Genomic DNA, 4568 nt, shown 5'->3' on the forward strand with positions numbered 1-4568 from the left:
TCCGTATACGGGTCAAACGCCACCGGATCGGTCAGGCTCACTTCGCACAGGCCAATCTCGTTGAGCTTGAGCTCGCTTGCGGGCAGCTCGTCCAGCTTGTTGATCTCGATGCGATGGCGGATGGCCTCCACCTGACCGCGGGTCTTTTTGGTGGCCAGCTTGATGTCATAGACCCGACCCGATTGCAGGGACTCCTCCCCCATCCAGACGATGTGGGCCAGCACGTTCTGGGTCACCAGCGGTTTTCTGGCGGCATCCACCAGCAGGTCGCCGCGACTGATGTCGATCTCGTCGGCAAAGGTGACCGTGATGGCCTGACCCGGCAGGGCGTACTCCAGATCCCCGTCGAAGGTGACGATGCGGGTGACTGTGCTCTCTTTGCCGGAGGGCAACACCGCCAGCTTGTCGCCGACCCGCAAAATACCGGCCGCGAGCGTCCCCGCGAAGCCGCGAAAATCGAGGTTGGGGCGGTTCACATACTGCACCGGCAGGCGCACCGGATGGCGCTCCAGCTCGCGCTCTACCTCGGCGGATTCCAGCAGGGAGAGCAGGGTTTCGCCCTGATACCAGGCCAGCTTGTCGCTTTGGTTGACCACGTTGTCACCGTCCAGCGCCGAGACCGGCACTATATGGATGGTGTCGACACTGAGCTTCTTGGCGAACTCGCGATAATCGGCACTGATGCGCTCGAACACCTCCTGACTGAACTCCACCAGATCCATCTTGTTGACCGCCACCACGAACTGCTTGATACCCAAGAGGCTCGCGATAAAGCTGTGGCGACGGGTCTGATCCAGCACCCCTTTGCGGGCATCGATCAGGATGATGGCCAGATCGCAGGTAGAGGCGCCGGTCGCCATGTTGCGGGTGTACTGCTCGTGGCCCGGGGTATCCGAGATGATGAACTTGCGCTTGGCGGTAGAAAAATAACGGTAGGCCACGTCTATGGTGATGCCCTGCTCGCGTTCGGCTTGCAGGCCATCCACCAGCAGCGCCAGATCGAGTTTTTCGCCGGTGGTGCCGAGCTTCTGGCTGTCGGACTCCAGCGCTTTGAGCTGATCTTCATAAATCTGCTGGGAGTCGTGCAACAACCGGCCTATGAGGGTGCTCTTGCCGTCATCCACGCTGCCGCAGGTGAGAAAACGCAGCATACTCTTGTGCTGCTGGGCGTGCAGGTAGGCTTCAATGCCCTGTTCGCTGATGGCGGTCTGAATATGGTTGTTCATGTTGCGATTCCTTAGAAATATCCCTGACGCTTTTTCTGCTCCATGGAGCCTGCCTGATCGTGGTCAATCAGCCGCCCTTGCCGCTCGCTCGAGGTGGTGAGCAGCATCTCTTCGATGATCTCCGGCAGCGTAGTGGCATCGGATTCGATAGCCCCGGTCAGCGGGTAGCAGCCGAGGGTACGGAAGCGCACCAGCTCCTGCTTCACTTCATCTTCAGGGCCGATGGGCATGCGCTCGTCATCCACCATGATCTTGATGCCGTTGCGTTCCACCACCGGACGGTGGGCCGCGAAGTAGAGCGGCACTATGTCGATGTTTTCCAGATAGATGTATTGCCAGATGTCGAGCTCGGTCCAGTTGGAGAGCGGGAACACCCGGATGCTCTCCCCCTTGTTGACCTGGCTGTTGTAGACGCGCCACAGCTCGGGCCGCTGGTTTTTTGGATCCCAGCGGTGGGCCTTGTCACGGAAGGAGTAGACCCGCTCCTTGGCGCGGGACTTCTCCTCGTCGCGACGGGCACCGCCAAAGGCGGCATCGAAGCCGTGCTGGTTGAGCGCCTGCTTGAGCCCTTCGGTCTTCATGATGTCGGTGTGCTTGCCGCTGCCGTGCACGAAAGGGTTGATGCCCATGGCGAGGCCGTCCGGGTTCTTGTGGACGATGAGATCCAGCCCGTACTTTTTGGCTGTCTCGTCGCGGAATTTGATCATCTCCTTGAACTTCCAGTCGGTGTCGACGTGCAGCAGGGGGAACGGGATCTTGCCCGGATAGAAGGCCTTGCGGGCCAGGTGCAGCATGACGGAGGAGTCCTTGCCGATGGAGTACATCATCACCGGGTTTTCAAATTCGGCAGCCACCTCGCGGATGATATGGATGCTCTCGGCTTCCAGCTGCTGCAGGTGAGTCAATCGTTCACGGGAGATACCTGCTGGGGTCTTCTCCACATCAGGTTGCTGCAAGTGAGTCACTCTTTCACGGTCCATGTTGGTCCTCGGGTCATTGCTAACGCGCATGGTCAGGGCGCTGGGTGGTTCAGTGCGCGGCCGCGCTGGCAGCCGCATCAAATAGGTCTTTGCTCTCAGGCCAGCTGCACCAGCTTGAGGTCGCAGCCATCAAGATCCGGGTTATCGCGCTGCTGCTCGCCACTCTTTTCCCCGCTTTTTTCCCCAAACCAGGCGAGCCGCTCGCGCAGGGCGACCACTTCGCCGATGACGATAAGGGACGGGCTCACCGCCTGTTTGGCCAGCTCGGCCAACTCAGCGAGGGTGCCGGTCAGCACACGCTGACGGGCCGTGGTGCCCCGCTCTATGATGGCGATGGGGGTCGTGCTGCGGCGGCCGTGGCTCACCAGCTGCTGCTGAATGTGCTCGGATCGCATCAGCCCCATGTAGACGACCAGGGTCTGGTTGGTGGTGGCGAGCTGCTGCCAGTCGGGCTCCTTGCCATCGCTCTGGCAATGGCCCGTGATGAAGACGGCGCTCTGGGCGTGGTCGCGGTGGGTCAGCGGGATACCGGCATAGGCGGTGGCGCCAGCGGCGGCCGTGATGCCGGGCACCACAGAGAAGGGGATCCCCTCTGCCGCCAGCACTTCCAGCTCCTCGCCGCCCCGGCCAAACATAAAGGGATCGCCTCCCTTGAGCCGCACCACACGGTTGCCCGCCCTGGCGTACTCCACCAGCAGGCGATTGGTCTCCTCCTGGGGCACGCTGTGGGCACCGGCCTTCTTGCCGACCGACACCAGGGTGGCATCGCGACGCACCAGATCCAGGATCTCGGCGGAGACCAGCTGGTCATAGAGCACCACTTCCGCCTGCTGAATTTGTTGCAGCGCCTTGAGGGTCAGCAAGCCAGGATCGCCGGGCCCCGCACCGACCAGCACCACCTCACCCACCTCGCTCTTGGCCTGATCCAGACCGTCGTTCAGCCAGCGCTCGGCACTCTGCCAATCCTGCTTTTCGATGAGGCCAGCCAGGGTATTGGAGGCAAACGCCCGCTCCCAGAAACGGCGACGATCGGAAATGGATGAGAGCACCCGCTTGGCCTTGTCGCGCACCCGGCCGGAGAGTTCGGTGAGCCCCCCCAGATGGCGGGGCAGCAGGCTCTCCAGCCGCTCGCGCAGCAGGCGCACCAGTACGGGGGCCTTGCCACCGCTGGAGATGGCGACCATCAGGGGAGATCGGTCGATGATGGAGGGAAAGATGAAGCTGGAACGCTTGGGGTCATCCACCACATTGACGAACAGACCGCGCTGATTGGCGCTCTGATAAACGAGGGCGTTGACCTCGAGATCGTCGGTGGCGGCCACCACCAGGATCTGACCGGTCAGATGGGCCGGCGTAAAACGCTCGACCAGATGAGTGAAGCGACCGGTAAAGGCGGTGAATTCGGGGTCAATCTCGGGGGAGACCAGGGTCAGCCTTGCGCCTGCGGCCAGCAGCAGACGTGCTTTGCGCAGGGCGACCTCGCCCCCGCCTACCAGCAACACAGGGCGGCCTTCCAACCTGGCAAACATAGGTAAATAATCCATTTCGGCCCATCCCTTGGAACACGACTAATATAGGGCGACTATAGGCAGGGCTGCTTATCCCTCAAAATAATAAAAAATGCTTTTTAATGCGTTTTAGTAATTAGCAAAGCAGTATGATGACGAAGGCGAACGAACATCCTTGTGGTGCTCGACGCTAGGCCATAGGCTAGTGAATGTGTTTCATAAGGAGCTTAATAATGAATGAGTCATTGATTGTGACGGGGATCTTCGTGTTCCTGGTGATCATCACCCTGAGTGCCGGGATCAAGATAATACCGCAGGGCTACAACTGGACAGTGGAGCGCTTCGGTCGCTACACCCGTACCCTTTCCCCCGGTCTCAACCTGCTGATCCCCTATGTGGACAGGATCGGCCACAGAATCATTATGATGGAACAGGTGCTGGACATACCGGCGCAGGAGGTAATCTCCCGCGACAACGCCAACGTCACCATAGACGCCATCAGCTTCATACAGGTGGTGGATGCCCGCAAAGCGGCCTATGAGGTCAACGATCTCACCAGCGCCATCCGCAATCTCTCCATGACCAACATGCGGACCGTGCTCGGCGCCATGGAGCTGGACGAGATGCTCTCCCAGCGTGACACCATCAACGAGAAACTGCTGCGCACCATGGATGCGGCCACCGCCCCCTGGGGCATCAAGGTGACCCGGATCGAGATCAGGGATGTGCGTCCGCCGCTGTCACTGGTAGAAGCCATGAACGCCCAGATGAAGGCCGAGCGCCAGAAACGGGCCGAGGTGCTGGAAGCCGAAGGGGTGCGTCAGTCCAAGATCCTCAAGGCCGAAGGCGAGAAG

4 protein-coding genes are annotated in these 4568 nt (G+C 60.6%); 1 reads left to right on the forward strand and 3 read right to left on the reverse strand.

Annotated elements, in window-relative coordinates; genetic code table 11:
- The 3 genes from cysN to cysG all read right to left on the reverse strand — a co-directional run.
- A partial coding sequence (gene cysN, locus AAC083_RS00445) for a sulfate adenylyltransferase subunit CysN (RefSeq protein ID WP_108537804.1) occupies positions 1–1226 on the reverse strand: 1226 nt, incomplete at its 3' end.
- An 11-nt stretch (positions 1227–1237) separates the two neighbouring features.
- Positions 1238–2206, reverse strand: coding sequence for a sulfate adenylyltransferase subunit CysD (gene cysD, locus AAC083_RS00450; RefSeq protein ID WP_258224846.1), 969 nt, complete (start codon positions 2204–2206; stop codon positions 1238–1240).
- Positions 2207–2301: 95 nt separating this feature from the next.
- Positions 2302–3750 (reverse strand): siroheme synthase CysG, encoded by a 1449-nt coding sequence (gene cysG, locus AAC083_RS00455; protein WP_108537805.1) that lies wholly within the window; start codon positions 3748–3750, stop codon positions 2302–2304.
- 197 nt (positions 3751–3947) lie between these two features.
- Here cysG and AAC083_RS00460 point away from each other — a divergent pair.
- Positions 3948–4568: SPFH domain-containing protein (locus AAC083_RS00460; RefSeq protein WP_108537806.1), on the forward strand; the 621-nt coding region annotated here is incomplete at its 3' end.

The organism is Aeromonas sp. HMWF014, assembly GCF_963878295.1.
In the GTDB taxonomy this organism is placed as follows: domain Bacteria; phylum Pseudomonadota; class Gammaproteobacteria; order Enterobacterales; family Aeromonadaceae; genus Aeromonas; species Aeromonas popoffii.

Excerpts from the sequence above, each read along its gene's own strand:
- cysG (WP_108537805.1), bottom strand. The coding sequence starts at position 3,750 with ATGGATTATTTACCTATGTTTGCCAGGTTGGAAGGCCGCCCTGTGTTG.
- cysD (WP_258224846.1), bottom strand. The coding sequence starts at position 2,206 with ATGGACCGTGAAAGAGTGACTCACTTGCAGCAACCTGATGTGGAGAAG.